The organism is Fulvivirga maritima (genome assembly GCF_021389955.1).
Lineage (GTDB): Bacteria > Bacteroidota > Bacteroidia > Cytophagales > Cyclobacteriaceae > Fulvivirga > Fulvivirga maritima.
This window is the reverse complement of sequence record NZ_CP089980.1, coordinates 5,966,835-5,993,134: the sequence shown is the minus strand read 5'-3', so window position 1 is coordinate 5,993,134 and position 26,300 is coordinate 5,966,835. Positions and strand designations below refer to the sequence as shown.

At 38.9% G+C, this 26,300-nt stretch carries 25 protein-coding genes; 13 read left to right on the top strand and 12 right to left on the bottom strand.

The annotated features are described in order from the left end of the window. Positions 1–5: 5 nt before the first annotated feature. The 6 genes from LVD15_RS25045 to ribB all read right to left on the bottom strand — a co-directional run bounded on the left by LVD15_RS25045 (position 6) and on the right by ribB (position 6,474). Positions 6–1,298 (bottom strand): DUF1302 family protein, encoded by a 1,293-nt coding sequence (locus LVD15_RS25045; RefSeq protein ID WP_233777926.1) that lies wholly within the window; start codon positions 1,296–1,298, stop codon positions 6–8. Positions 1,299–1,308: 10 nt separating this feature from the next. Beyond that, positions 1,309–1,680 (bottom strand): outer membrane lipoprotein-sorting protein, encoded by a 372-nt coding sequence (locus LVD15_RS26975; RefSeq protein WP_255763340.1) that lies wholly within the window; start codon positions 1,678–1,680, stop codon positions 1,309–1,311. Next, positions 1,631–2,089, bottom strand: coding sequence for an outer membrane lipoprotein-sorting protein (locus tag LVD15_RS26970; RefSeq protein ID WP_255763339.1), 459 nt, complete (start codon positions 2,087–2,089; stop codon positions 1,631–1,633). Before LVD15_RS26970 ends, LVD15_RS26975 begins: the two co-directional genes overlap by 50 nt. A gap of 31 nt (positions 2,090–2,120) precedes the next feature. Next, a complete protein-coding gene (locus tag LVD15_RS25035) occupies positions 2,121–4,394 on the bottom strand; it encodes an efflux RND transporter permease subunit (protein WP_233777925.1) in 2,274 nt (757 codons plus the stop codon). A gap of 88 nt (positions 4,395–4,482) precedes the next feature. Then, positions 4,483–5,721 (bottom strand): lysophospholipid acyltransferase family protein, encoded by a 1,239-nt coding sequence (locus LVD15_RS25030; RefSeq protein WP_233777924.1) that lies wholly within the window; start codon positions 5,719–5,721, stop codon positions 4,483–4,485. A 21-nt stretch (positions 5,722–5,742) separates the two neighbouring features. Further along, a complete protein-coding gene (ribB, locus tag LVD15_RS25025) occupies positions 5,743–6,474 on the bottom strand; it encodes a 3,4-dihydroxy-2-butanone-4-phosphate synthase (RefSeq protein WP_233777923.1) in 732 nt (243 codons plus the stop codon). A gap of 272 nt (positions 6,475–6,746) precedes the next feature. Here ribB and LVD15_RS25020 point away from each other — a divergent pair, with 272 nt between their 5' ends. The 3 genes from LVD15_RS25020 (at position 6,747) to LVD15_RS25010 (ending at position 10,176) form a co-directional block, all read left to right on the top strand. After that, positions 6,747–7,718, top strand: coding sequence for a helix-turn-helix domain-containing protein (locus tag LVD15_RS25020; RefSeq protein ID WP_233777922.1), 972 nt, complete (start codon positions 6,747–6,749; stop codon positions 7,716–7,718). Between the two features lie 49 nt (positions 7,719–7,767). Then, the gene (locus tag LVD15_RS25015; protein WP_233777921.1) at positions 7,768–8,229 is read left to right on the top strand and encodes an SRPBCC family protein; all 462 of its coding nucleotides are present in this window, start codon (positions 7,768–7,770) and stop codon (positions 8,227–8,229) included. Positions 8,230–8,856: 627 nt separating this feature from the next. Beyond that, on the top strand, positions 8,857–10,176 hold the full coding sequence (locus tag LVD15_RS25010) for an IS110 family RNA-guided transposase (protein WP_233777920.1): 1,320 nt from the start codon (positions 8,857–8,859) through the stop codon (positions 10,174–10,176). A 169-nt stretch (positions 10,177–10,345) separates the two neighbouring features. On the opposite strand, the gene rsmG is transcribed toward LVD15_RS25010, so the two are convergent. Genes rsmG through LVD15_RS24990 form a run of 4 tightly spaced genes read right to left on the bottom strand, consistent with a single transcriptional unit; the run spans position 10,346 to position 12,979 of the window. Further along, positions 10,346–10,975: a 16S rRNA (guanine(527)-N(7))-methyltransferase RsmG gene (gene rsmG, locus LVD15_RS25005; protein WP_233777919.1), complete on the bottom strand. Its 630-nt coding sequence runs from the start codon at positions 10,973–10,975 to the stop codon at positions 10,346–10,348. After that, on the bottom strand, positions 10,972–11,409 hold the full coding sequence (locus LVD15_RS25000; RefSeq protein ID WP_233777918.1) for a GNAT family N-acetyltransferase: 438 nt from the start codon (positions 11,407–11,409) through the stop codon (positions 10,972–10,974). Before LVD15_RS25000 ends, rsmG begins: the two co-directional genes overlap by 4 nt. 2 nt (positions 11,410–11,411) lie before the next feature. Continuing rightward, complete coding sequence (locus tag LVD15_RS24995; RefSeq protein WP_233777917.1) at positions 11,412–12,020, bottom strand: RNA polymerase sigma factor; 609 nt, start codon at positions 12,018–12,020, stop codon at positions 11,412–11,414. Continuing rightward, positions 12,011–12,979 carry a glycosyltransferase gene (locus LVD15_RS24990; RefSeq protein WP_233777916.1) on the bottom strand — a complete coding sequence of 323 codons (969 nt, stop codon included), beginning with the start codon at positions 12,977–12,979 and terminating at the stop codon, positions 12,011–12,013. Before LVD15_RS24990 ends, LVD15_RS24995 begins: the two co-directional genes overlap by 10 nt. A gap of 271 nt (positions 12,980–13,250) precedes the next feature. Between LVD15_RS24990 and tgt the strand changes: the two genes are divergently transcribed. The 3 genes from tgt to LVD15_RS24975 are packed head-to-tail and all read left to right on the top strand — an operon-like array spanning position 13,251 to position 16,403. Beyond that, a complete protein-coding gene (gene tgt, locus LVD15_RS24985; RefSeq protein WP_233777915.1) occupies positions 13,251–14,381 on the top strand; it encodes a tRNA guanosine(34) transglycosylase Tgt in 1,131 nt (376 codons plus the stop codon). A gap of 33 nt (positions 14,382–14,414) precedes the next feature. Then, positions 14,415–15,488, top strand: coding sequence for an LptF/LptG family permease (locus LVD15_RS24980; RefSeq protein ID WP_233777914.1), 1,074 nt, complete (start codon positions 14,415–14,417; stop codon positions 15,486–15,488). Positions 15,489–15,491: 3 nt separating this feature from the next. Continuing rightward, a complete protein-coding gene (locus tag LVD15_RS24975) occupies positions 15,492–16,403 on the top strand; it encodes a DMT family transporter (protein ID WP_233777913.1) in 912 nt (303 codons plus the stop codon). A gap of 1 nt (position 16,404) precedes the next feature. Here LVD15_RS24975 and ispE read toward each other — a convergent pair whose 3' ends face one another. Then, positions 16,405–17,205 (bottom strand): 4-(cytidine 5'-diphospho)-2-C-methyl-D-erythritol kinase, encoded by an 801-nt coding sequence (gene ispE / locus LVD15_RS24970; protein WP_233777912.1) that lies wholly within the window; start codon positions 17,203–17,205, stop codon positions 16,405–16,407. A gap of 77 nt (positions 17,206–17,282) precedes the next feature. Continuing rightward, on the bottom strand, positions 17,283–18,095 hold the full coding sequence (locus LVD15_RS24965; protein WP_233777911.1) for an enoyl-ACP reductase FabI: 813 nt from the start codon (positions 18,093–18,095) through the stop codon (positions 17,283–17,285). 174 nt (positions 18,096–18,269) lie between these two features. Between LVD15_RS24965 and murI the strand changes: the two genes are divergently transcribed. The 7 genes from murI (at position 18,270) to nuoL (ending at position 26,296) form a co-directional block, all read left to right on the top strand. After that, entirely contained in the window at positions 18,270–19,085 is an 816-nt protein-coding gene (murI, locus tag LVD15_RS24960) for a glutamate racemase (RefSeq protein WP_233777910.1), read from the top strand. Between the two features lie 131 nt (positions 19,086–19,216). Further along, on the top strand, positions 19,217–20,305 hold the full coding sequence (locus tag LVD15_RS24955) for a complex I subunit 1/NuoH family protein (RefSeq protein ID WP_233777909.1): 1,089 nt from the start codon (positions 19,217–19,219) through the stop codon (positions 20,303–20,305). A gap of 10 nt (positions 20,306–20,315) precedes the next feature. Beyond that, positions 20,316–22,355, top strand: coding sequence for a tetratricopeptide repeat-containing sensor histidine kinase (locus LVD15_RS24950; RefSeq protein ID WP_233777908.1), 2,040 nt, complete (start codon positions 20,316–20,318; stop codon positions 22,353–22,355). A 107-nt stretch (positions 22,356–22,462) separates the two neighbouring features. Next, a complete protein-coding gene (locus tag LVD15_RS24945) occupies positions 22,463–23,362 on the top strand; it encodes a 4Fe-4S dicluster domain-containing protein (RefSeq protein ID WP_233777907.1) in 900 nt (299 codons plus the stop codon). After that, entirely contained in the window at positions 23,331–23,861 is a 531-nt protein-coding gene (locus LVD15_RS24940; protein WP_233777906.1) for an NADH-quinone oxidoreductase subunit J family protein, read from the top strand. Before LVD15_RS24945 ends, LVD15_RS24940 begins: the two co-directional genes overlap by 32 nt. Next, positions 23,854–24,156 (top strand): NADH-quinone oxidoreductase subunit NuoK, encoded by a 303-nt coding sequence (nuoK, locus tag LVD15_RS24935; protein WP_233777905.1) that lies wholly within the window; start codon positions 23,854–23,856, stop codon positions 24,154–24,156. Before LVD15_RS24940 ends, nuoK begins: the two co-directional genes overlap by 8 nt. A 1-nt stretch (position 24,157) precedes the next feature. After that, a complete protein-coding gene (gene nuoL / locus LVD15_RS24930) occupies positions 24,158–26,296 on the top strand; it encodes an NADH-quinone oxidoreductase subunit L (protein ID WP_233777904.1) in 2,139 nt (712 codons plus the stop codon). Positions 26,297–26,300 lie beyond the last annotated feature (4 nt).

Genomic DNA, 26,300 nt, shown 5'->3' with positions numbered 1-26,300 from the left:
GTCTTTTAAAAATGGTATTTGGCCATAAACTGTATTCTGTTGTTATCATAACTGCCATATAATGATTGGGAGTTGCCCCCTGTTAAGTAGGTTTTTAGCTGAAAAATGAGAGATCCTTCTGGCTTGTAGCTTATCTCAGGTATAATCACATAATGCTCTTCCTTGAAATCATACACCGACGTAGCCTCTAGTTTTAATCTTTGGTTAAAGGCGAGGTCAAAATTGGTCATAAGCGCATTCTGAAAGATGTGATTGTAGTTGAAGCTATTCACTTCATAGTCAGTATTTATATGTTGATAAATGTATTGCATAGTAAAAAATAAGTCTGCTTCACCTACAATGTCGCTTACATTTTTGTCTATTCCTATTACAGCATAATGGTAAGAGCTGCCCATGTACCAGTCCTGATCGGCAGGTGCCTCCTGGTTATTGTAAGCATATTCTCCCTTCAGAACCATGCCACCTACTACAGTGGAGAAATCAATACCAATCATGCTGAGTTTGTGATATTTTTCGGTTATAGCAATATTCATAGTATCGCTGGTTAGTTGCATGTTTTTATGGAAGAAGGGAATGTCATCATAACCTTTAAAATAGTTGAGATTAAAGTCTATGCTACCAGCAGATCCTCCTAGCCGAACAGCAAACTGACTACTTCTAATGTCATTTTCAATGGGCTCGCTACTCATAGAGGTGTAACGAATTGGTATGTGTTGCTCACCTTCTACATATAGGCTGGTCGGTAGTTCAGGGTACCAGGGTGAATTGGCAGGAGGAATAACTGTTGGCTGAAATACAGGCATAAAAACGGCATCCAGATAGAAGTTATTCCAATAATATTTAATATTGGCTGAGTATACTCTAATAGTCTCGTTGTCAGTGTCTAACAGGTCTGAGTAGTCTATTGGATTTACAATATTCACTGGACTGAAAAAGTCAGTACTACCCCAGGTATAGATCTTTTTACCTAAATGCAGGTCGTAGTTTTTAGCTTTATAGCTGATATATAACTCATCGGTCCAGATGCGGTTACGATCAGGATTAGAGATGTCATTTCTAAACTCTATAGCGCCAAAATAGCTGATGTTTTTATCACTGCCGGAAAGCTCTAACTGTAGTATACCCTGATTTCTGCCATAGGTTTTGGTAGAGTCATCATGATTAAAATAGCTAATATGGTCTATTTCTGTAAAACCAGAGATCAGGGGTGTGTTCATGTTTTGAGCTGCTGCTGGCAGGGTGAAAATAAGAAGAAGTCCGGTAAGGCCTCTTCTTATTTCTCTTATTGAATATTTCATAATGATGATTTTATAGCCCAGCTTCCAGTGTGCGTCGGGTAAACAGTTGATCACTAAAATCATTGTCAATTTTAATTTTAGTAAACTCCAGCTTGGTTACATGGTCTTTACTGATGTCAGTCATTTGCATATGGTAGCATCGATATTTATCAGTTCCGGCAACTGGTTTTATATTACCTGCTTCATAGGTTTTAGAGTGATTGCCGTTGTTATCATAATACAGCACCTTTACCATCAGGTTGGCTTTTTTATCTACATAAATAACCCTTTTACTATAACCTGTTTCTTCCTTTTTCCTGGCAGAATGCGGGACGGCTTCCAGCTTATAGGTATCAGAACCATTCACCTTTTTCGTCTCCCAGATACTTATAAGTAAAGTCATTAATATCTTCTTCTTCCAGATCCTCGTAAGTAAAGTCAGACCCCATGAACTTATCTGTAATATCAGAAGAAGATATTCTTCTGGTACGTCTTAGAATGGGCAGGTAGAGCCAGTTGTCATCATCACGATCATTATTTTCCAGAGTGAGGAAAGCGCTGCCTTCAATATCACTCGGGCTGGTGAAAACGATTAATGATTTTCGATTATCGCTTACTCGTTCTATGTACATCTTCATAAGGCGATTCATAGTTTTGCCATTTTTGCTAACCTGTATCATTTCCATTTCCTGATACTCATTGGGTAGGTTGGTCTGTTCATCTACCATTTCCATAATCTGACGGCCACTTTTTTGTGCCAACAGCGGTATAGAGCATAGTAGAATTATACTAGAGATGATTATTTTTTTCATAATGGGTTGATTTTTAGAAATTTAAAATGGTTTAAGCTCGAGCTAAAACATGCTTTTTCCTTCTATAAGGAGCGAATGTGAGCAGAGCAGGGAAAAGTACCAATGTGCTAACTGACACGGTGAGCATGGTGAAGCAGATGAGCCAGCCAAAGTTTTGTACAGGAATAAAACCGGAGAAAATGAAGACTATAAAACCAATGATATTAGAAAATACATCATACAAAATGGCTCTCCCGGAAGTCTTCATGGTTACTTCTGAGGCACTGGTGCTACTGGCTCCCTGCTCTATTTCTTGTCTGAAGCGAGCGAGGTAATGTATAGCGAAATCTATACCTATACCTATACCAATGGCGGTAATTACGGCAGTGCTGATTTCCAGCCTGATGCCCAGGAAGCCCATCAGCCCAAAAGTCATAATGCTGGAGCCGATCATAGGTATGGCGCTAATTAGGCCATATTTGAATGATCTGAATAAAACAATACAGAAAACCATGATAATGGCAATGGAGAGAGCGATGTTCTCTATTTTGCCTTTAACAATGTACTTAATCTGTGCCAGCCAAAACATCACTTCTCCACCATAAGCAATGGCTATTTCTGGTGATAAATGACTTGCTCCGTAGCTTTTTATCGCGTTATATATGTTAGTGTGCACATTTTGCTCCGATGTGGTGAGCATCATGCGTATCTTAGCGCGTTGGTAGTCCTGATCTACCAGTTGCTCAAAATTGCCAGAAGAGCCAGATACCGAATAGAGTAGGAGGTATTGTGCAATTTCCTGAGAGCTATCAGGTATTTTTTCGTATTCCTCATCACCATGGTGCAGCTCCTTATTGATCTTTTTGATGACATCAGTAAAAGAAGTAACATAGCCTACACCTTTTAAAGATTCTGCATACTCTTCGAAAGCGACCATTTGCTTCAAATAGTCTGGATTTTTTAGGGCATCAGGTTCCCCTCCGTCAAACATAATGTCAATATAGCGGGCACCTCCAAGTTGCTCATTGTATACATCGAAGGTCTTTCTTAATCTATGCTCTTTAGGGAAATATTTGATGAAATCATTACCTATTTCAAGCTTGGTCATGCCTACCAGAGAAATTGCCAATAGCCCCAGAAAACAAGCTATGATCAGCTTTTTATTATCCATGGAATATTTGGCTAACATTTCTAGTAGAAAAGTGAGAAAGTCAGGTTTGTTTTTAGATGCTTTCACCTTAGCAGGAAGTAAAGTAAGCAGGCTGGGCAGTAGCACCAGAGAGATGATCACAATATTAACCACACCTATGGCGGATATAATGCCAAATTCACGTACAGAAGTCACCTTAAAAACGACAAGAGTAATAGCGCTTACCGCTGAGGTAAAGCCCGTCATGATCAAGGGTGAAGCGATTTGCTTCACAGTAAGTTTTACTGCCTCTTCATTAGTATGATGCAGGCGTTTTTCATAGTATTTGAAAAGTACGTGAATGCCGTAAGAACTGGATATGGCTATGATTAAAATAGGCACTACAGATGATACTACTGTGATAGGTAAGCCGACCCAGCCCATGGCGCCCATAGTCCAGATGATACTGAGCAGGACTACAATAAATGGCATAATTACTCCATATGCACTTCTGAAGCATAACCAGAAGCCTATAAGAATAAGAATCAATGCTATGGGTAGTAATATGCCCAGATCCTCCTTTATGCCCAGGTCTATTTCCTTTTGTTGCACAGGGTCACCCGCGAAGAGTATGGTTTCCGGACCTTCATACTCCGCTTTTATTTGCATAAGATCATTATAAACCTCTTCTTCTGAATAACCTTCAGCTATATTGGCAATAATGTTCAGGAGCTTGCCATCTTCAGAGACCAGGATACCCTTTAAAAGCGGGTTGTTTTCGACTTCCTTTTGTACGTTTTTTAAATATTGCGCATCTGTGGCTTGCTCATGATTGATGAACTCACCCACTTGCAGCCCCCAATCTTCATTGGTAATATTATTGAAAGTGGGCAGGCTGATGATTTCATCTGGCAGAACTCCTTTAATTTTCTTCACTTTGTCAATAATACCCACGGCCTTGGTCATGGTTTCAGGAGTATACACATCTCCTTCAGATACTCTCAGGCCTACCATGATGATGTCGTTCTCACCAAAAACTTCTTCTAGCAGGTCATTGGTTCTAACTATCTCATCTGATTTAGGTAATTCTGAATCCTGGCTATTCTTAGTTTCCAGCTTGGTAGCTCCTATGCCAAAGAAAATGGTGCATAGTGCTATCAGGGCTACTCCTAAGAGAGCTAATTGTTTGGCTTTCATAATTATAAAATGGTTTAAGATTATTTTAATGGCTCAGCGGTTTACTATGCTGCAATTGGCAGCATAGTAATACCAGATAGAGCAGTGGTTAAGCTTTTATCAACAGGGCTTCCAGTTGAGTTACTTTGTTCTTTATTTTTAATTGTCTGTTTTCAAACCTTTTGCCAACACCCTGAGCGGTAGGTTGAAATTGCAATAACTTTAAGGCTGCATGTGCGTCACCCGCTTTTTCGTAAGCTTCAGCTAAAGAGAAAGTGAATTTACTTTGTTCTATTCCGTAAAGCGGAGCGTTTTGAAAAGCCAAAGACAAGTGTTTCATGGCTTTTAAGGCGCTGCCGCCCAATAGATCAGGAAACTTCAGGTAATACTGACCTAAAATATAGTGGGCAAAGGCATGTTCAGGGTCTATGCTCAAAGCTTGCTTTGCCAGTCTTTTCACTGTACCCATTCTAAAAAGAAAGTCTCTTTTAGATGCCAATGCTTTTATGCCTATCAATCTCGCTTTTTGAACTATAGATGACACATGATTGGGGTGATTAATCATGGCATAATCAATAGCTTCATGCTGTTGTTTATAGCCAATATTAATCTCGGAGTAGTTACAGCTTTCCAGCACTTCTTCAATTCTGCGTTCTACTTTGTTAGCCAGAGCATCGCAAGAGGTGAGTAGGTTTTCAGGGAGCTCATGCGGTTTTTCTGGCGCATGAGAAAGTTCGAAAATCCTTTGTCTGGTGTACTCCATGAGCTCACTGGCAGAGAGTTGCTTTATAGAATCAATAGAGATCGGCTTGCCTATATTTAAAGAGGCCTTTTCTTTACTGAATTTAGTCTCTTCTCTTGACATAATTTTGTGTACACCTACCAGGCCAATGGGTACTATAGGTACTCTCATTTTAGAAGCAATTCTAAACGCCCCTGATTTGAATGGGAGCATTTCATCTCCCGGTCCACGTGTGCCCTCCGGATATATGACCAGTATATTCTTTTCTCCCAGCACTTTGAGCATGGTTTTAAAAGCTGCTATATCTGGTTTTTCACGGTCTACTGGTATAGCATTGGCAGATTTGAGCCATAACTTATCCCACCAGCTTTGGAAAGACTCTTTCTTGGTGAGAAAGAATACTTTGCTGTTATATAGGTGCTTAAATAAAGCACCTATAAAATAATGATCAACATAGCTGGAGTGATTGGCCACCACTATAAAGGGACCAGATTCAGGTAAGTTTTCCACACCTGTAATGGAACGTAAGTGCCGCATCTTTACTCTGGTGTAGAACCTGCCTACTTTTAACCAGAATATTACTTGGGTTATGAGTGTTAGCATCATAGGTTGAAACATTGGAGGTGGTTAGGATTCGCTAGCTACATAAGAACCAAATCTTCCGATTTTCTCTATTTCAGAATAGAGCTTAGCTTCATGCAGGTAGTTGCAGTAGCGCACCAGCATTTCAATAGTGATGTATTTAATACCCCACTCTTTGGCCATTAGCAGTAGATCATCTCTGCGAGCCATTTCTCCGCAGTCTTTGATCACTTCTACAATTACACCTGCAGGTTTATGTCCAGCCAGTCTGCTCATAGTTACAGCAGCTTCGGTATGCCCTGTTCTTTCCAGTACACCTCCCGGCTTAGCTATGAGAGGAAACATATGACCAGGCGAGCACAAAGCACCAGGACCAAGATCTTCTTCAGAGAGCATTACTTCAATGGTGCGTGCCCTATCCCAGGCAGAAATACCAGTGGTAATGCCAAACTTAGGAGAAGCATCTATGCTTACGGTGAAGGCAGTACCCATGTGGTCTTGATTCTTTTCTACCATGGGCAGTAAGTTGTGTTTGTCAGCTATTTCATCATCTATAGCTACACATACAAGTCCTTTTCCTTTAGTGATCATGAAATTAATCGCTTCTTTAGTAGCATGCTCGGCAGAGATTACCAGGTCGCCCTCATTTTCTCGGTTTTCGTCGTCTGACATAAGGATGAAATTTCCTGCTGCATATTCTGCTATGGCTTCTTCTACTTCTTTTTTCTCTTGAGACTTAGCATATTTTACTGTATCGTTTAAAACTGTCTTAATCATCGTTGTGGTTGTTTAAAGGTTAAAGATTAAAATCAATGTTAGGCCTTAATTGATGACTCAAGATATCATGAATGCTAAAGGAATTATAATTGATATTTGAGTATAGGAAGAGGCAGTTTTGCAGATTATGCAAATAAATGATACATTCTCTGTTAGAATTATTACCAGATTCTAATTTTTACTACATCACTTTAAATTTTGTCATTAAATAAGTTAACTTTCTTATGAAAATGTTTGTATGCCCTTATAATTAAAGTTTAAACGCAAGGTTTATGGAAAAAAACTTTCTTACACATCAGATTGATTTTTTTAGGGATATAAAAGATAATCATCAGTTATCCTCTTCGCTACCTGCAATAATTGCAGAAATCTTAAATATTAGTATTGATAGTGCCTATAGACGTATGCGTGGAGAGACTCCATTAATACTTCCTGAGCTCATAAAAATTTGTGATCACTTCAACGCTTCCTTCTCTTATGGAAAAAATAGCTCTAATGAGCTTTCTTTATTTTATAAATCTTTGTGTAATGATGAGCAACCGCTAAAAGATCTTATAGGTTGCTTTGTGGTGCTTAGGGCTAATCTTACTCGCCTGTTAAAGCATGAAAACGCTATGATTAGCCTTACACTTACAGATTTGCCAATTTTTTACCTGGCTAATTATCGAACATTGACCAATTTCAGGATAAAGGTCTGGTTTAAAGAAATGATAGGCAGAGACATTACTATAGCTGAAGGGTATGATAAGGCCTTTGAAGAACTTCTGGAAGTATTGCAGGATACTTATAAGCTTATGAAATCCAGCTTACACCGCGAGATATGGTCGCATCAGTCCATTCATGATTTACTCGGTAGTATAAGCTATCACTACCAAACGGGTGAAATTAGCGAAGCAGAGTCTATCCAGATATTTTCTGAGCTTGATGCTTTTTTGACCGATGTGTATGACTACGCCAATACGTCTTCTAACTGTGAGATGTACATGAGCGAGACCGAACTTACTAATTCTTACATGCTATGTCAGGGAGGAGAGGAGAAGCTAAGCATCATTAAAATGTTCTCTATTAATAGCATGTTTACTTTTGATCCTACTTTATATGATGATATAAAAATGTGGATTGACTTAATCATTAATAATTCCGTATTAATTAATAACTCTAACAGAAAGCAGAGGCACCTGTATTTCTCCATACTTAGAGATCAGGTATTTCAGAAGAGGGAGATGCTGGGCGTGATGGGATAGTGCCAAACATATTTATCTACAGTATTTATTCAACCTAAACCAAATACTCATGATTACTTTTACCAATAACCTTGTTGTAAACACAAGTCTGGAGGAGGTCTATGACTTTATCTTAGAATGTGAAAATTTGCCTAAATGGAATTACTACGTTACCTCAGTAACAAAGGTAGAAGGAGAGGGGGAGGGGAGTTTGTATTTTCAACAGCGCAAGAACGACCAGCAGTATTTTAAAATATCAGAGCTGGTGCCGTACCAAAAGGTGGTATTACAATCAGTGAAATCAGCCGACAGCCCTATACATTTCCATAGAGTTTTTATATTGAGCAGAATGGTAGATCATTCTACTGCTATCAAAGATGTATTTCAGGTAAATACGAAATATCCGAAGCTGATGGAATTTTTCTTTAAACGGAAGATTAAAAATGCTGTAGCCGATAACCTGCAAAAACTCAAAGAACTTTTGGAAACACGACAAACCGTCCTCCAAGACGGTAGGATGCAGACTATTTGAGAAACTGCAATTTCAGAATGGACACATCTTCATGTCTATCAATAATGATTAACCCAGGCAAAGTCATCAAGAGACCTAACATTTGTTTCAACCGAAGTAAGACGGATGATATATTATTAGATAGAAAGTATGCATCAATCTATTTTTCAGTTAGATGTTTTAAATATCAGCCAACTTGGATTATCTAATCTTATATACCATCGCAGAGGTTTCTTACTTTTTTACAATCGATCAAAAAAGTAACAAAAAACTCTTTCTTGCTGTGAGGTCTTCCGCTCACGGATGTATTTCATAGAGATGAACTGCCACTAAGGACTTGAGAAAAGCCTGATTTCCAATTCTTTTTTTACCGCACGACGGTACAGCAAGATGAAACCACAGCCGAGTCACACTGAGACCTAACATTTGTTTCAACCGCACAAAAAGAAATGACGTTAAGAATAGAAGTGGCCTGTACAATATAGCCGAACCTGGCATAGTGCAATTTGCCTGTCCCTGAGCATGGTTGGATAGAAAGGAGTCACAAAGTATGGTACTTCCTTGTTTTTATAGGAATGTCCGATTGGTAGTCTGTCGTGTACAATATTTCATCCTACAGGTCTTTGTTTAACTTTTAGAAAATTAGTCATGAAAAAGATGAGAGCAAATGCTGCAGGCATAGATATAGGAGCCAAGCACATTTTCATATCCGTAGAAAACAAGGATGTTCGTGTTTTTGAGACTTTCACTGAAAGTTTTCGAGAGGCATCGTGCTATTTATTATCAGAGGGGATCCAGACAGTGGCTATGGAAGCTACGGGTGTTTACTGGATTATTCTTTATGAGATTCTTGAATCAGCAGGTTTGGATGTCTGGTTAGTAGATGGGCGTCAGACGAGACAAGTACCAGGTCGAAAGACTGATGTAAAGGACTGTCAATGGATTCAGCAACTCCATAGTCATGGTTTATTGAATCGCTGTTTTGTTCCCGATGCACAAGTGAAGGAAGTTCGTGCTTACCAGCGCTTGAGAGAAGATCATCTGAGAACAGCCTCTATGCATGTAAATCATATGCAAAAGTCACTAATAGAGATGAACATTCGACTCAAAGAAGTGCTCAGTCAGATACATGGCGCCAGTGGTCTGGCGATCATAGAAGCCATCCTGGCAGGGGAACGTGATGCCCAAAAGCTCTTATCCCTGTGCCATAGCAGTATTAGAGAAAAGAAAGCCTCTCAAGTCATCAAGGCACTTTCAGGCTATTATACCGAGTCAGGGTTATTTGCTTTGGGACAGGCATACAGTGGTTACAAATTTTATAAACAACAAATACTGGCATGTGACCAAAAACTGGAAGAAGTCATGAAGCGGTTCAATAACTACGATTCAGATATGGAAAGCAAAAATGAAATAGATTCTGTTAAAGATCGAAAACCTGTTAGACATAATAAACCTGATATAGACCACTTAGGAGGACACCTGCTGAAAATCTTTTCAGGCAAAGATGCTACGTGTTTGCCGGGTATTACCGATTATACCTGGCTACAATTATATTCTGAAATAGGCATGGAACTTTGTAAGTGGCCCAGTGAGAAACACTTCACTTCATGGCTAGGATTATCTCCAGGTCAACACCAGTCTGGCAAGAAAAATAAAACCAGAAACAGAAAGTACAGGCCAAAGGCAGGACAAATATTCAGACAAATAGCCCAAAGTTTAATAGAAAGCAAAAAGATAGCACTGGGAGCTTTTGGGCGTAGATTGAAGAGCAAAAGAGGTCCAGGCATAGCCACTAAAGCTACAGCCCGAAAACTGGCCGTACTCTACTGGCGGCTTATGGTAAAAGGGCTTGATTACACAGAACGGGGCATCAAAGCATATGAAGAAAAAATGCAGCTCCATAGAGAAAGATGGCTAGTAAAAACAGCTAAAGAATTAGGTTATGAGCTTGAACAAATACCTATTTAGTGTATTACGTCATTGGTAGCCCCGTCGAAGTGTAGACGATCGGTACTGATTATTGATTTAAATAGAACTCAACTGTTTTGAGCTTTCCATATTACCTACTATTTACTTATACAGTCATTGGTAGGCCTCTCGAACGATAGACTTTCTGCTTACCGTGATTAACAGAGCCTTACACTACAGGCACATATACCACCTTTTTAGTTTCGAAGAATTCTTCTTCAAAATAATTAGGCAGGTCATAGATCTCATATTTTTTCTTGGCTTCTTTTAGCTCTTCGCTTAGGTCGCCACCTTTAAGGTAGAGAATGCCATTTTTGAGATCATTGAAAGAATCTGTTTTGAATTTATTTTTCACCCATTGGTAGAAGGGCTTAAGTCTGGTTACAGCCCGGCTTACTACAAAATCATAGTTGTCGGCTAGCTGTTCTGCTCTGCTGTGAAAGGCTTCTACGTTTTGTAAGCCAATAGATTGACTTACGCCATTAACTACTTTAATTTTTTTGCCAATGCTATCTACCAGAGTAAATCGGGTTTCAGGAAACATGATAGCCAGAGGTATGCCAGGAAATCCACCGCCCGTTCCTACGTCTAGCACCGCCGTGCCGGGTTTAAAGCTCATAACCTTGGCTATGCCTAATGAGTGCAGAATATGCCTTACATAAAGTTCATCTATATCTTTTCTGGATATCACATTGATCTGTCTGTTCCAATCCTGGTAGAGGTCATATAATGCTTCATACTGCGATTTTTGCTCGGCCGTAAGTTCAGGGAAGTATTTAAAGATAATGTCTGAATTCATATAAGTGCTTTTTCCAATAATATGCGATGCTCTTCTGTTTTTTCCTTTTTCTCAATATCAATGATAGAAAAGCCGCTTTTAAGCGCAAAGATGAGCATTGGTTTGAAATGATTTCTGGTTTTGACTCTAATAAAATGGAAATTGTTGTTTTTTGCCCATTCTTCTTGTGTTTCGGCCAGCTTTTTGGCTACGCCATACTGTCGGTAGTTAGGGAGTACAGCGCCAAACCAAGAATAGAAAATATGATGGCCAAGATCATAACCTATTTTAAAGCCTACAGCCTGGTCATTAACCATAGCTTTTAATAACAAGTGCTTTATTCCTTTTAAACGGTTTTGATAATCAGCAAGCTGGTAAGGGTCTTTGAATTCGGGAATATTTTTTGAGATAGCAATAATCTCTTCTACAGAGGCTTGCTCTATCCGTATTTCCAAAATCAGATGTGTTCTTTTTTGTTCTTCACTAAGTCATACATAAGCTCACGAGCACGGTGTAATTGTGCTTTTACTGTGCCTAAGGGAGCATCTAGTTCCTGAGCGATCTCTTCATAAGAGAATTCTTTGAAATAGCGTAGTCTTACCAGTTTTTGGTATTTGGCAGGTAGCTTAGTTACAAACATTTGAATAAGCTCTATCTTCTGGCTTTTAATGGCCACCTCTTGCGGGTTAAGGTTATGGTCTTCTACATCTATTTGTACAGCCTCACCGTTATCATCAGTAAAAGAGGTATCAAGACTCATGGTTTCAAGCCTTTTCTTACGAATAAAATCTATGGCATTATTAGTAGCTATCCTGAAAAGCCAGGTACTAAATGTATAATCTTTTTTGAACCGATGAAGGTTTTTAAAGGCCTTGGCGAAGGCTTCAATGGTAAGATCTTCGGCATCATCTACATTTCTGACCATCTTAAGAATCATATGATAAACAGGTCGCTTATATCTTTCCATAAGCTTAGCGTAAGCCTGCTCATCACCATCTTTCACCGCCTGATCTATCAGTTTGAAATCTTCTAATGCTTTATCCGAAAACTGCTTTTTTAAATCCATCTCACCCGCTTTGTAAATAATGCCTTTAAGCCAATAATACTATAGTAAAACACAAAAATTATATCAAGGAAGATTAGGCCCCATAGGTTAAACCTGACCCCTAATTTTTTGCATGCAATAATAAACGTGAGATAAAGCAACAGGGTTTTGATAAAAAAACTGCCCATTACTATGTAAAGTTCAACCTGCATGCCCGTTTGAACTCCTAAAATTAACCAAAAAAAGATATGACTTAATGAAAATAGTCCTAAAATAAACTTATTTCCAGATTTATAGTGTTTACCGACAGCTAAATGACGTGTTTTCTGTCTGAAAAACAGCTTCCAAGAGGTCTTTGGTTTTGAATACACTACGGTATCTTCACCAAGTGTAATAGCGGTGTTAGTTTTATTAGCATGCTGATTAACGAAGAGATCATCATCACCACCCATTACTTTTATATGCCCGGTAAAGCCTTTGTTGTCAATAAAAAGTGCTTTGGTGTAAGCCAAATTGCGGCCTACTCCCATATAAGGTTTGCCCATAATGGCCATACCCAGGTATTGAATGGCCGTCCAAAGGGTATCAAAACGGATAAATGCATTTAACAGGCCTTTTTGCTGCTCGTAATAAGAGAAACCCAGGTTAATTACTTTAGGAGATACTAACTGAGAAGACATCTGTGCCAACCAGTCATTGCTGGCGGGGGTGCAATCAGCATCAGTAAGTATAATATTTTCTTTTTTAGCTGCTTTTATTCCGAGTGTGAGTGCATATTTTTTGCCATTAAAGTTTTCAGGCTTTTCGTTTACTTTCACTATTTTCAGCTTGCTGTTCTTTGCTGCTTCTTCAAGTAAAAAATCATAGCTACCATCATAAGAACGATCATCTACTATAATAATTTCGAAATCTGGATGATTCTGCTCATAGAGAAGAGGTAGTAATCGTTTTAAATTTTCTTCTTCATTATGAGCACACACTATAAGAGAGGCAGGCAGTGGAGAGCCCGTAGTTTTTTTTATACCTGTTAAAAGCAGTCATATATAAGACATAATATATGGCCTGAATAAGCAGACAGGTTAATAGGAGGTAGGTTAAAATGCTAAGGTGCATGGTTGATAAAACGTAAATAGCAAATATAAATTTTCTTTTTAGTAAAGTTAGGTCTTTCCAGTCTGATTAGTAATCTTCTTAAAGTTTTCGGTCTCTTCGTTTTAATGTTCTATTTTTGTGACTTTTTAAGAAAGTTCGATGAAGTTTAAGTTAGAAGCAAACGATACAGGCAGTAAAGCCAGAGCAGGAGTAGTTACTACCGATCATGGAGAGATACAGACTCCTATATTTATGCCCGTAGGTACGGCCGGTTCAGTGAAAGCGGTTCACCAGCGAGAGCTCAAAGAAGATATTAAAGCTCAGATTATTCTGGGTAATACCTATCATCTGTATCTGAGGCCCGGGCTTGATATTATAGAGAAGGCCGGAGGGTTACATAAATTTAACGGATGGGACAGGCCAATACTTACCGATAGTGGAGGCTATCAGGTATATTCTCTGGCAGATACTCGCAAGATAAAAGAAGAAGGTGTTACTTTTCAATCTCATATAGATGGATCAAGGCATAACTTCACTCCTGAGTATGTTATGGACATCCAAAGAACTATCGGTGCAGATATAATGATGGCCTTTGATGAATGTACTCCTTACCCTTGTGAGTACGACTATGCTAAGAATTCTATGCATATGACTCACCGCTGGCTTAAGCGCTGCTGCGATCATTTTGACAGAACAGAAGGTAAATATGGCTATGATCAAACTCTTTTCCCTATTGTTCAGGGCAGTGTTTATAAAGACTTAAGAGTACAGTCGGCAGAGATGATAGCTTCATTTGGTAGAGAAGGTAATGCCATAGGTGGTCTTTCTGTAGGTGAGCCAGCCGAAATGATGTACGAGATGACTGATTTGGTATGTGACATACTGCCTAAAGACAGGCCCAGATATTTGATGGGAGTGGGAACGCCTGCTAACATTCTGGAGTGTATAGCTCTGGGAATTGATATGTTTGACTGTGTTATGCCTACTCGTAATGCCCGTAATGGTATGCTTTTTACTTCTGAAGGTATTATTAATATCAAGAACAAAAAGTGGGAAGATGATTTTTCTCCGATAGACCCAAATATGGGTGGTTATGTAGATACCTTTTATTCAAAAGCGTATCTTCGTCACCTGATTATGAGTAAAGAAATTTTAGGCGCGCAAATTGCTAGTATACATAATCTCAGCTTTTATCTTTGGCTGGTAGGAGAGGCCAGAGAGCAAATAAAACAAGGCACTTTTGCTGATTGGAAAAATAGAATGGTGAGTAAGGTAAGCCAAAGGCTGTAGGTAATATTTTAATCAAGTTTAAACCAAGGATTAGTGAAATTAATCGACCGTTACATTCTTAAGAAGTTTTTAGGTTCATTTCTATTTACTGTTTTTATTATAGTGGCCATTATAGTGGTAATAGATGTAACAGAGAAAACGGATAAGTACTCTGAGGCTCAGTTATCTACCATGCAGGTCATAGGTTATTACATGGATTTTATTCCATGGATAGCTAATTTCATTACACCACTAACGGTGTTTATAGCCACTGTATTTGTAACGGCGCGTTTGGCTGGGCATACAGAGATAATTGCTATTCTGAGTAGCGGTGTATCTTTCAAGAGAATGCTGGTACCTTACCTGATAGGTTCAATACTTATTGCTTTAGTGAGTTTTGTGCTTACTGGCTGGATTATTCCGAACTCTAACAAGTCCAGAGTAGCTTTTGAGATAGAATACCTTAAGAGTAAATTCTTCTTTGATAAAACTAACTATCATATTCAGGTAGCCCCCAATACTTACCTCTACATGAGAAATTATAACAACCAGTCTAACACAGGCTATAATTTCACGCTGGAGAAGGTAGAAGGCACTGAGTTAACAGAAAAATTGTCAGCCTCTCGAATTAAATGGGACGACAAGAAAAATAAATGGACCCTCAGTAACTGGGAGTTGATGACTCTTGACGGCGCTAAAGAAGAACTCTCTGATGGCCGAACTATGGATACCACACTGGCTATACACCCTAGTGAATTTGAAAATGACTACAGGAGCTATGACGCCATGACCATTAATGAACTTGATGAGCATATTGCGAAATTAAGAATGCGCGGTGCCAGTAATGTGGAAGTATTTGAGGTGGAGAAGTATACAAGGTTTACTTCGCCTTTTGCTGTGCTTATTCTTACGTTTATGGGGGTGATAGTTTCATCTAAGAAAACCCGTGGAGGTGCTGGCTTCCAAATAGCACTCGGTTTCTTCCTTTCTTTTGTTTATATTCTATTCTTTATCATGAGTAAAAGTATAGCCGAAGCAGGTGGACTGCCTCCTGCTTTATCCGTATGGTTTCCTAATATCTTGTTTGGAGGTATTTCCTTGCTCATGTATAAGTATGTACCGAGATAAATAATGTCTAACACTAAAGATTTTCTAAAGCTCCATTTTATTGTTTTAATATGGGGCTTTACTGCTATTTTAGGGCTTCTGATTTCTATTAATTCAGTAGAAATAGTGTTTTACCGAACGCTCATGGCCAGTGTTACTCTTTGGGTAATGCTTAAACTAAGAAAGCGCAATTTAAATATTGGTAAGGCGGCTATACTCAAAGTGACCGGTACAGGATTGATCATCGCCGCTCATTGGATCTTGTTCTTTGCCGCAGCCCGTGTATCTACGGCTTCAGTGTGTCTGGCAGGAGCAGCCACCTGTTCTTTATGGACCAGCTTTATAGAGCCGCTATTTAATAGAAGAAAGGTAAAAGGCTTTGAAGTGGGGCTTGGGCTAATTGTAATACTAGGATTGTATGTTATTTTTCAATTTGAATTTAATCATGCTCTGGGCCTTTTTATGGGGATTATGGCGGCTATGTTGGCAGCAGTCTTTTCAGTGATTAATGGTAAGTTTTCTAAAGAGCACAATCAGTTTGTAATTACTTTTTATGAAATGGCAGGAGCTTGTATTGGCTCGCTGTTATTTTTTCCTTTGTATAAATACTTCTTCCTGCAGGGAGAAGAGCTTCAGCTAATACCACAAGGCATGGATTGGTTCTACCTGATCATTTTATCTTTAATATGTACTGTCTATGCTTTTTCGGCTTCAGTAGAGCTTATGAGGCGCATCTCAGCCTTCATGGTAAACCTTACCATTAACCTTGAGCCTGTCTATGGTATTTTGCTGGCTGTGATTGTTTTTGGTGATAAGGAGAAAATGGAACCTGGCTTTTACATAGGCACCGGAATTATACTTTTAGCAGTACTTTTGTATCCTCTACTTAATAAAATCTTTAAAAGAAAGCCATTGGAGGTAGATAACCTCAGGTAGATTAAAGTTGCCCTTCCCAAACAATATGGTTGAGTTGTATAGTAGGCTTGCTGTCAAATATGCCAAATACACTGGCTCCTGAGCCCGTCATGCTGGCATATATGGCTCCTGCATCATAGAGCTCATTTTTCACTTTAGATATGGCAGGGAATTGCTGAAATACTGAACTTTCAAAATCATTATTCAAAACGTCCTTCCACTGGTCTATAGGTTTGCTTTTGATAATGTCAGCAACTGAAGTATCAGGCTGCTTAGGAGTGACCTTGCTATAGGCTTGGGCAGTGCTTACATGTACTTCAGGGTATATCAAAACAATATATTTGCCTTCCAGAGAAAGGTCAATGTCTGAAAAAATATGGCCGGTTCCTTCTACTAATACAGGTTTGTTTGCTATAAAGAAAGGGCAATCACTGCCTAATTTGGCAGCAAAACCCTCCATAGTTTCAGTAGATAGGTTAAGCTCAAAAAGCTGATCCAGGCACTTGATCGTAAAGGCGCAGTCAGCAGAACCGCCACCCAAACCTGCACCCATAGGTATAATTTTATGCAAGTGAATACTTACAGCAGGTAGATGATAGGATTCTTTAAGAAGTTTGTAAGCCTTAATAATAAGGTTGTCGTCAGTATTGCCAGGAATAGGTAGGCCTGTGCTGGTAAAGTTAAACTCTTCAGCAGGAAGGATCTCTAAAATATCAGTCAAGGGCAGCGGGTAAAAAACCGAAGATATGTTATGGTAGCCATCTTCTCTACGAGATATAATATTAAGCCCCAGATTAATTTTGATATTAGGAAATACAACCATTTAAAATGAGATGAAATAAAAAAGCTGCCTTTTGAGTGATATAAACACTTAAAAGGCAGCCTATGATATTATTTAGATTATTTGCTAAGTGCAGCTACTATATCTTCAGTGATTCCTGAATTAGAGAATCCACCGTCATGCATAAGGTTTTGCATAGTGACCATACGTGTATAGTCTGAGAACATCATTAATATGTAGTTAGCACAGTCATCACCACTAGCATTACCCAATGGCGACATTTTATCGGCATAATCGTAAAATACATCAAAGCCCGTAACACCACTACCAGCAGTAGTCATGGTAGGAGACTGAGAGATAGTATTTACTCTTACATTTCCATTTTTAGCAAATCTATAACCGTAGCTTCTGGCGATAGATTCTAGTACAGCCTTAGCCTGAGCCATATCAGAATAGTCAGGGAAAGTACGTTGAGCGGCTATATAAGAAAGGGCTAATATTGAACCCCACTCGTTCATAGCTTCTGTTTTTTCAGCGGTTTGCAATACTTTATGAAACGAAAGACCTGAGATGTCTAGCGTTTTTAGAAACCAGTCATAATTAAGGTCTCCGTATGGTTTGCCTTTTCTAACGTTGGGGCTCATACCAATAGAATGGAGGACAAAGTCTAGTTTTCCACCTAATACCTCCATTGATTTCTCAAAAAGGTTGGTTAAATCTTCTATGGATGTAGCATCAGCAGGGATCACTTCAGCACCACATTCTTCTGCAAGTTTGTTTATCACTCCCATTCTCAATGCTATAGGAGCATTGGTTAAAACAAACTCAGCACCCTCTTCTTTAGCTTTTAGTGCGGTTTTCCAGGCAATTGAGTTCTCATCAAGTGCTCCAAAAATAATTCCCTTTTTACCTTTAAGTATGTTATTACCCATGGTCAGTATTATCTTGATTAGTTAATATTAGCTGCAATAATACAAAAATATTTAGCTAAATGTGGAAGGTTATTTAATCATGGCCATTTGTTAGGTTATTTTTTTGGCATTAATTCTTACATGCTTTGACTCTTTAATAATAGATTTGCCATCAGGAAGTAATAATAAATTTAAATGACAAGCAAAAAAGCAAAGCCGGTTGGGATTTTTGATAGTGGGATAGGAGGGCTTACTGTAGCACATGCTATTAGAAACGTGCTTCCTGAGGAGTCTATGATCTATTTTGGAGACACGGCTCACTTGCCCTATGGAGATAAATCAGAAGCGGCAGTTCAGGCCTATTCGGTAAAAATAGCGGATGTGTTGCTTAATAGAGGTTGCAAAGTCATTGTTATTGCCTGTAATTCTGCCAGCTCGGCAGCTTATGAGCTGCTGAAGGAATATGTTGGCAGTAGGGCTAAAGTAGTGAATGTGATTGATCCTATGATTAATTATGTCAAGGAGAAATTTAACGCTACTAAAATTGGCCTTATAGGAACTAAGCGTACTATCCAGTCAAATATCTATGCTACTAAAATAGATCAGCTGGGGCAGGGTATTGATTTGGTTTCTCAGGCTACACCATTATTAGTTCCTATGATTGAAGAAGGTTTTTTTAATAATAAGATAAGCAGTGAGATTATTGATGAATACCTGAGCGATGCCATGTTTGAGGGTATTGAGGCTTTAATTCTAGGTTGTACACACTATCCGCTGGTAAAAAAGCAGATAGAAAACTACTACCAGGGTAAAGTGCAGGTGCTGGATTCTTCTGAGATTACAGCCAGGTATCTCAAAAGCTTTTTGCAAGAGCTGGATATGCTCAATCAGCAACCAGGTTTGGTGGAAGATCACTTTTTGGTTTCAGATTATACTGAATCTTTTGAGGCTTCGACCAAGATTTTCTTTAGACAAAAAGTAAATTTGGAGAAATATCCTTTGTGGGATTGATTCGATGTGTTTAAATTGAAAATCAAAATATAATTTTGGTAATTCAGTTTTGTAAATGGCATTGAGTTAGTCAGTAAAATGGTGTTTTCAGTAGTAATTTCTTAATTTGCGAGTCAGCTAACTAGATAATAATGTCAACTATTCTGTTTTTTCTTCCTTTTCTTTTACTGTTCGCGGTGTTAGCTATTTATGCCGAACGAAAGGTTTCAGCATTTATTCAGGATAGATATGGGCCTATGGAAGTCGGGTATTACGGTATCCTACAAACAGTGGCTGACTTGGTGAAGCTGTTACAGAAGGAAGACATTGTGCCCACCAAGGCGGATAAGAAGTTATTTTTAATAGCTCCAATATTAGTATTCACCTTTGTGTTTGCAGGTTTCGCTGTGGTGCCTGTTACCTCAGGCTGGCAGGGAGCTCCCATACAAACAGGATTATTCTTTCTGCTTGCCATAGTTTCTTTAGATACTATTGGAATTATTATGGCTGGTTGGGCTTCTAATAATAAATATTCCCTGTTCGGAGCTATGAGGTCTGCCGCACAGATCATTTCATATGAAGTGCCACTTACCTTAAGTGTGCTTTCCGTAGTAATGATTAGCCAGACTTTAGATTTACAGCAAATATCTATACAGCAAGGTATTCATGCGGTAGGGCAAGAAACTAACTACCTTTTTGGTATTAAAGCCTTAGGTATAGATGTAACAGAAGTAGGTGGATTTCTTACGTGGAATGTTTTTAGAGCCCCAATTTTATTTGTTACATGGATTATCTTTTTCATCACTTCTTTGGCGGAAAGTAATAGAGCACCTTTTGATTTACCTGAGGCTGAATCTGAGTTAGTAGCAGGTTTTCAAACAGAATATTCTGGTTTTAGATGGTCATTACTGATGCTTGCCGAATATGCAATGATGCTTTTGGTGAGCTTTCTTGGGGTGATTTTATTCTTGGGTAGCTGGAATTCTCCACTACCTAATATGGGAGGTGTAAGACTTGCCGATTGGACTACAGGTGAGGCAGGAACTGTCTCTGGGCACCTTTGGAGTGCCTTTTGGTTGATTACCAAATCTTTGGTAATGGTATTAATACAAATATGGGTACGCTGGACTTACCCTAGAATAAGAATAGATCAATTAATGAGTGTTGGATGGAAATACCTAACTCCAATAGCACTCTGCGTTTTACTTGTGGCTGCTGTGTGGAGATTATTTATGATTTAAAATAAAATACTTGAACAGAGGGCTTTTAATTTTAACCATCTTATTTGGCTTTTTGGCTTGTGCCAAAGGGCAGTCTAACAAAATCAAGGAGAATAAATTTCTTGATCCTGTTAGACAAACTCATAACCCCGATTCATCAAAAATGGAGGCGCTGTTCAAGCTTGTCTATGAATATGACCTCGATAATATAGACACATCTATTTATTTGGCTAATAAAATAAGGAAGCTGGCCATAGCTTCTAATAGCCTTATGTACCAGGCTGAGGCAGATGTTAAATTAGCTTACTATTATAATGTTCAGAGTCAATACCAAAAGGCATTAAAGCTGGACTTGGAAGCCTTAAAGCTCTTTGAGAAATTAGGAGACGGAGAAAGCATGATGATGTGCTTGAATAATATTGGTGAAGATTATTTTGACCTGGATCTTTTTAGTGATGCTTATGATTATTATCAACAAAGCCTGAGAAAGGCGAGAGAAGAGGAAAATAAGCTTTATATAGCTATTTCTACTTATAATATAGGTCGTGTACTGAAGGCTATGGGGCAATTAGAGAAAGCCATGGAATACATTCAGAATTCTCTTGAGCTCAGCCGGGTAATAAATGATAGCGAAGGTATCGCTTATTCTTATCATGATATTGGCGAAATACTGATTTTAGAGAGTGAGTATAAGCAGGCTCTGGTAAAACTGCATGAGGCTCTAAAAGTAAGTAGGAGGCTTTCTCTAAAAGTGCTGACGCCAAAAATAATGCATAAAATAGCCATTGCTCATGAGAACCTGAAAGAATTTAAACAGGCCTTGCATTACCATGATAGCTCTATGGCTATTTACCAGACCATTAACAATAAGAGTGGCATGGCAGAGGCTTTTCTGGGTAAAGGGGTGGTTTACCGTAAAATGTCTTCTTATGATAAAGCCAATAGTCTGCTAAACAGATCACTGGAAATGTCAGATAATATTCAGGATAGAGACCTGATGATAGAGGGCTATCATGAGCTATCATTATTGTACGAGCGAAGGCGGCTTTTTGAACAATCCTTGAATTACTATAAGAAATATAAGGCCCTTCAGGATAGTTTATTTGGGGAGAAACGCTCAGAGCAATTTGCTCAGATACAGCTAAAATATGAAACGGCTAATAAGGATATGGAGATCGCCTTTTTGAGCCAACAGGAGGAGCAGCAAAAGCGGCAGCTCGAAAACGAAGAGTTTTTTAGAAATATTTTGGTGGTGATATTGGCCTTTACGGCGGTGTTACTTATAACCTTGTATCGCAGTAGTCTTCGGAGGAAAAAAATAAACCGACTCCTGTTACAGCATCAGCAAGAAATGGAAGAGCAGAGTAGGGAGATGTCTGGTTTACTGGCCATGAAAGATAAATTCTTCTCTATACTTTCTCATGATCTTAGGTCGCCCATTAATGCCATTATAGGCATATTGGATATGGTGGAAAGCGGTTATGTAACACAAGAAGAGCTTTTACAACTTACTAAATCTCTAAAACTACGTTTGCTAAGTACTAAAAAACTTTTGGGTAATCTTATGGATTGGGCTCTGATTCAAATGAATGAGATCACTATAAAAGAGGAGGATATAGACCTCCATCAGCTAGCAGCAGAAAATATTAATTTTTTTAGAGATACTAATGATAAGAACATTCAATTTATCAATAGTATTCCGGAAGGAACTGTCGTTCATACTGACCGTAATATGCTGGATCTGATTATAAGAAACCTGGCTTCTAATGCCATGAAATTTACTGAAGAAGAAGGTCTGGTGGAGTTGGCTTGTCAAGATAAAGATCAGGAGTGGCTAATCTTAAAAGTGATTGATAATGGCATAGGTATGAGCCAAGAGCAGCAAAACATCCTGTTTACTAATGCCTCTGGCCTGCACACTACCAGAGGTACTGCTAATGAAGAAGGTACAGGGCTTGGGCTAAAGCTTTGTAAAGAATTTGTGGAGCGAATGGGAGGTGATATTTGGGTAGAAAGTGAAGAGGGAAAAGGAACAACTTTCCTTTTTACGGTTAAAAAGTCGCTACAATAGTGAGCTTTTTTCTTTAATCTTTCATTTCTTTGTCGTCCTTGTCAATAATTGAATGGCCAGGATATAAGATTTTATTCTTGGCCCAAATTCCAAATGAAAGGAAGCCTATGACAGCCTATTTTAAAAATATCGGAAATTCTATTTCTACCTTATGGACGGGGCTCAAGCTTACCTTAGGCCATATTTCTAAGGCCACTCACACGGTAAAGAACAAGGATATTACCAGTGATAATTATTTTGAAGATCAGGATGGCATTATGACGGTGGCCTACCCGCATGAGAGTATTCCTGTGCCTGATAATGGCCGATACAGACTTCATAATGAGATAGATGACTGCATTGTATGTGATAAGTGTGCTAAAATTTGCCCTGTCGATTGTATTGATATTGAACCCATAAAAGCGGTAGAAACTTATGGGAAAACCTCTGATGGTACTTCCAAACGTATTTACGCAGCTAAGTTTGATATTAATATGGCTCAGTGTTGCTTTTGTGGGTTATGTACCACGGTATGCCCCACTGAATGCCTTACTATGACTAAAGCATATGATTTTAGCGAATATGATGTAGCGGATCATACCTATTCTTTTGCTACTATGACTCCTCTGGAAATTCTTACTAAAAAGCAAGAGTTAGAAGAGCATGAAAAGGCTAAGGCAGCAGCCAAATCTGCTGGTTCTGGAGCTACTAAAGCAGCCAGACCGGTAGCTAAGCCAAGACCTGTGAGCAAGCCCAAACTTAATACCAGTGAGGATCAGGATTCTGTAGAGGAAAAGAAAGAAGGAGCTGAAAGCAAACCCAAGCCTAAATTTAAACCTAAAATGAAGCCGAAGGTGAAAACCAGTGCTGAAAAAGAGGTTAAAGAAGATACAGAAGAAAAAAAGGAGGAAGCTGAGAATAAGCCCAAGGCTAAACCTAAACCGGTAATGAAAAAGCCTAAGCCGGTGATGAAGCCGAAGAAAAAGCCATCAGATAATGATGAGAAAGGAGATACTAGTGCTGATTGATATTCTCTTTTACATTTTTTCGGCCTTAGCTATTCTATCTGCCGGAGTAATTTTGTTTACTAAAAACCTGCTCTATGCAGCATTTTCTTTAGTAGCTACCTTTTTATGTGTGGCCGCGGTATATGTTTTGGCTCAGGCCGAATTTGTGGCTGTAACCCAGTTAATGATCTATGTGGGTGGTATAGTAGTGCTTCTAATATTTGGAGTAATGCTTACCAATAAAATTACCGATAAGGGAATTATCACTTCATCATATAACCGTTTTTTAGGTGCTATAATAGCTATTTCCCTTTTTGTGGTGCTGTTTTATGGTATTCTTAAGATTAATTTTGGTGCTGTAGAAAGTCAAAGTGCTGATATGAATAATGTGAATCAGATAGGGGTAGAGCTTCTTACAGAATACCTTCTGCCTTTTGAGATTGCAGCGGTAGTATTGCTGGTGGCACTAATAGGAGCTTCCGTTATTTCAGGATATAAAACAAAAGGGACCGATGAGTAGTGAATATTATTTTATACTGGCAGCGGCTCTTTTCTGCATAGGGTTAGCAGTAATCATTACCAAGAAGAATGCGGTAATGGTTTTGATGGGTGTGGAGCTGGTTTTAAACGCAGCTAACATTAACTTTGTGGCGGTTAATAAGAATAATTTAGTTTCTCTTGACGGGCAGTTTTTTGCCCTTTTTGTAATTGTAATGGCGGCGGCAGAGGCTGCAGTAGGACTGGCCATTGTACTGAAACTTTTTAAATATTTTAGAACCACAGAATTAGATAAAATTAATCAATTGAAAGGATAAAGTGATCAACCCAGCAGACTTACTACAACCCTTGGCGTGGAGCCAGCCTACCATACTTTGTCTATTGGTCTTATTATTACCTTTATTCAGTTTTATCATTATTACTATTTTACCGAAATCGCAGGCCAAGGCCTCGGCATGGGTAGGTATGTTGCTTACTCTTGTTGCCAGCTTTATCTCGGTGCATTTACTTATTTCTGGTTGGCAGGGAGCTGATGTCCATAGCCGGGTAGAATGGTTCTCTTTCGGTCATTTACCGCCTTTTACTATAGGAGTATTACTCAATGACCCTGCAGCGCTGATGTTGGTAGTGGTTACAGTAATCTCGTTTTTGGTGCATTTGTTCTCTACTGCTTACATGGCAGGAGATGCAGGATATAAAAAATATTTTGGCTTTTTAGGTCTCTTTACTTTCTCTATGTTAGGCATCATCCTGGCTGATAATGTGCTGGTGATCTTTGTTTTCTGGGAGTTGGTAGGTTTGTCTTCTTATCTGCTAATCAGCCATTGGAATCATAAAGACAGTGCTATAAAAGCAGCCAAGAAAGCATTTATTGCTAATAGAGTGGGTGACGTAGGCTTTATCATTGGCCTGGCTATTCTTTGGTCTCAGTTTAATACTTTAGATCTGGAAGCATTAAAAGCTTTAATGGAGGCCTCCACAATAGATAATGGACAGTGGATAGCCGGAGCACATAGTGTAAGTCTGCCTTGGCTTACAGCAGCAGGTATTTGCCTGTTTTTAGGTGCTATGGGTAAGTCAGCTCAGTTTCCGCTTCAGGTATGGTTGCCAGATGCAATGGAAGGACCAACTCCGGTTTCAGCGCTGATCCACGCGGCTACTATGGTGGCAGCAGGTGTATACCTCATGGCCAGAGTCTTCCCGCTCATGAGTGTTGATGCGCTTACCTTTGTAGCTATTATAGGATCTGTTACCGCCTTTATGGGGGCTATTGCAGCTTTAGCTCAGCATGATATTAAGAAAGTGCTGGCGTTTTCTACTATCTCACAGCTCGGTTATATGCTCATGGGGATGGGCGTGGGAGCTTATGATGCGGCGCTTTTTCACTTGTTTACACACGCTTTCTTTAAAGCTTGTTTGTTCCTATCAGCCGGAGCTGTAATCCATGCATTGCATGATTATGCTCATAGAGCTGATGCCCACTTCGATGCTCAGGATATGAGAAACATGGGGGGACTTAGAAAATATTTACCTTTTACTTTTATAGCTTATCTGGTATCCACTCTCGCTCTGATAGGAATTCCTTTCTTTTCAGGATATTTATCTAAAGATGCCTTGCTTTCAGGTGCTTATGCCTGGGCCGACCTGATGTCAGAACACACGCTTTCATGGCATTATTTGGTGCCTGATTTGGGCTTTATTACAGTGGTACTGACTGCGCTTTATATGGTTCGCCAGCTTCTTTTAGTCTTTTTTGGAGATTTTAGAATTGCCGATGAAAGGTCTATAGATGCGAATATAAAAGTGAAAGATGTGCCTTGGGTGATGAAAATAGCCCTCAGTATTTTGGCGCTGATGTCATTTGGCTTTATATGGTCATTGAACCCATTAAACCACAGTTTGAGTTGGTTTTTAGCGGCATTGAAAACACCAACTATCTTAGTGCCTGACATGGACGGAGAGTGGCAACGCGCTTTGGTGGAGTTGGCAGAGCACAATCACATGCAGGTAACTATCATATCTGTATCCATGATAGTGATCGGTGGCTTAGTGGCCTGGTTTATTTATAGACCAAAAGGAAAATATACCATCAATTATTTTAACAGACAGGGAGCAAGAAATGTGTGGCAATGGCTGTCTTTTAATAATTGGTATCTGGATAAGATTTATAACGACTTTATAATAAAACCCATAGAAGTGCTATCACAAAAGTTACAGTTATTGGACACTAAAGTGATAGATAACTTTATTGATAAATTCGCCATTTTTAATATCATATTAGGGCATTTAACCGCTTGGATAGATAGAAATATAGTGGACGGAATAGTGAATTTTTCCGTTTTCTTTGTCGGAAGGGTAGGTCTTATGACCAAATCAATACAAGGAGGTAAAGTACAGAGCTATATAGCCCTGGCTTTTGTGGGAATTTTAGTATTCATTTTTTGGATAATCTGGTAGATTA